Origin of the sequence: Dysosmobacter sp. HCP28S3_G4, from assembly GCF_052065175.1 — a bacterium.
GTDB lineage: Bacteria > Bacillota > Clostridia > Oscillospirales > Oscillospiraceae > Oscillibacter.
In genome coordinates this window covers 1-2077 of sequence record NZ_JBQHUP010000092.1, presented here as the reverse complement: position 1 = coordinate 2077, position 2077 = coordinate 1, and the positions used below count along the sequence as shown (strand labels likewise).

The 2077-nt window shown below is 61.0% G+C and carries 3 protein-coding genes; 1 reads left to right on the top strand and 2 read right to left on the bottom strand.

Features of this window, described 5'->3' with window-relative positions:
• Positions 1-40: 40 nt before the first annotated feature.
• Entirely contained in the window at positions 41-388 is a 348-nt protein-coding gene (locus ACTNBU_RS12500; RefSeq protein WP_441034420.1) for a transposase, read from the bottom strand.
• 238 nt (positions 389-626) lie between these two features.
• Between ACTNBU_RS12500 and ACTNBU_RS12495 the strand changes: the two genes are divergently transcribed.
• Positions 627-1454 (top strand): TrmH family RNA methyltransferase, encoded by an 828-nt coding sequence (locus tag ACTNBU_RS12495; protein ID WP_441034418.1) that lies wholly within the window; start codon positions 627-629, stop codon positions 1452-1454.
• A gap of 137 nt (positions 1455-1591) precedes the next feature.
• On the opposite strand, the gene ACTNBU_RS12490 is transcribed toward ACTNBU_RS12495, so the two are convergent.
• Positions 1592-1762, bottom strand: coding sequence for a hypothetical protein (locus ACTNBU_RS12490; RefSeq protein WP_441034416.1), 171 nt, complete (start codon positions 1760-1762; stop codon positions 1592-1594).
• Positions 1763-2077: the final 315 nt, after the last annotated feature.

Sequence of the window (2077 nt, the reverse complement as noted above, 5' to 3'; positions counted from 1 at the left end):
GCTACCGGGAGTGGGCGGCCAACCACCGGCAGAGCGCCGCTTAGCACGCGCATATTGTCAGCATTTCAGATTTTGGGTGTCTTCCGACTGCACATTTCTTGACATTTCCAAAGGGCGAGTCCATGGTGTAGCACTCAAATCCGCAGAAGTACTGCAGATACGGGTTCTCCTGGATATTTCGTCTGGTCTGTTCATCTGTGTAACCTTCCACGGTTTGGATGTACAGCGCGCCAAATGCCAGCCGGGACGGGATTGCCACTTGTCCTTCATTGCTTTTGAAGTGCCGCATGTATTCCCGGTCGATTTCCTCCCAAGGAAACTTCTTGCTGAGAACAACCCAGCGGTTGTCCTCCCGCAATGTGACCCCGAAGGGCATTTCCAGCTTCAACTGATCATAATCTTCGTGCCGATATATATCCATCACCCGCAAGCTTTTCTCTCAATGTTTTACCATTCTGCTTGCAGTTATTGTACCACATATCCCGCCATTTTTGTAGTGTTTTCAACGGGTTTCAGCCTTTGGATACCCGTTCAGTAGGCACTAAATATGGATTTGACATTTTCCCGTTTGTTGGCTACCATCAGAGACAGAAACACAAAATCCCGAAAGGGGAGGGGAGCCGCCTATGCCCAACATCATTGAGATCACCGAGCTTGCCGCGCCGGAGCTGGATGCCTTCGCCCGTCTGACGGAGGCGCAGCTGCGCTGCCGCCGGGAGCCGTCCAGCGGCGTGTTCATCGCCGAGAGCCCCAAGGTCATCGGCCGGGCGCTGGACGCCGGATACGAGCCCGCCTCCCTGCTGATGGAACGGAAGCACATCAACGGACAGGGGAGGGACATCATCGCCCGCTGCGGGGACATCCCCGTCTACACCGGGGACAGCGGCCTGCTGGCGCAGCTGACCGGCTATGCCCTGACCCGGGGCGTGCTGTGCGCCATGCGGCGCCGGGAACTGCCGGAGGTGGAGACGCTGTGCGCCAACGCCCGGCGGGTGGCCGTACTGGAGGGCGTGGTGGACCCCACCAACGTGGGGGCCATTTTCCGTTCCGCCGCCGCGCTGAACATGGACGCCGTGCTGGTGACGCCCACCTGCTGTGACCCGCTGTACCGGCGGGCGGCGCGGGTCAGCATGGGCACCGTCTTTCAGATCCCCTGGACCCGCATCGGCAGCGTGCCCGCGGACTGGCCGGGGCCGGGCCTCCGGCGGCTGCGGCAGCTGGGGTTCCGCACCGCTGCCATGGCCCTCAGCGACGACTCCGTCTCCGTCGACGACCCCCGGCTGATGGGGGAGGAGAAGCTGGCCATCGTGCTGGGCACGGAGGGGGACGGCCTGGCCCGCTCAACCATCGCCGGGTGCGATTACACCGTCCGCATCCCCATGTCACACGACGTGGATTCCCTGAACGTGGCAGCGGCCAGCGCGGTGGCCTTCTGGCAGCTGCGGATCAGATGATGGAGATCGTTTGTGACCATGACGCGGCAGACGCCGCCGGGAAGATCCGGCGGCGTCTCTTGTTTGCAGAAAGAAAACCATTGGATGGCGGTTTTGGCTTGTGAAGCGCTCTGTCCGCGTTACATGGGCTTCGGCTTTCAGCAGAGGCTGTCCGTGTCCGCTGGCACCCGGTCATAGACGTCGGCTTTCCAATTGGCGGCGGAGACCTCCCGAATGGTGACGGACACGTCGGACGGGGCCGCCTTGACGCAGCCGGGCACCGTGGTGCCGGTCTGCCGGATAAGACGGCCCCGGTGGACGCGGATCACACCGGCAGCGGCATCCCCGTCATCCGCAGCGCCGCGAGAACGCCCCCGGTCTATCACGCTAGGGAATTCTTCTGATACCGACGTCCGGTGAAGGGCGGAAAACCGCCCGGCCCGGTTGAAAAGCCGGACAACTGCTGGTATCATAGGAAAATAAGACCGCCGGAGGGCGCGTTGGGAGACCACGCTCCGGCGGCGATCTCTGATAACAGGAGTCCTGCAAACAAAAGTCAATAGCTGAAATGAAAAAAGTCCCGCAAAATTTGCGCGACTGAAAAAGGGCATAACAAAACAGACTGGAGAAAAAGCTTCGCCAGC

Coding starts and splice junctions, on each gene's coding strand:
- ACTNBU_RS12495 (WP_441034418.1), top strand. CDS start 627: ATGCCCAACATCATTGAGATCACCGAGCTTGCCGCGCCGGAGCTGGAT.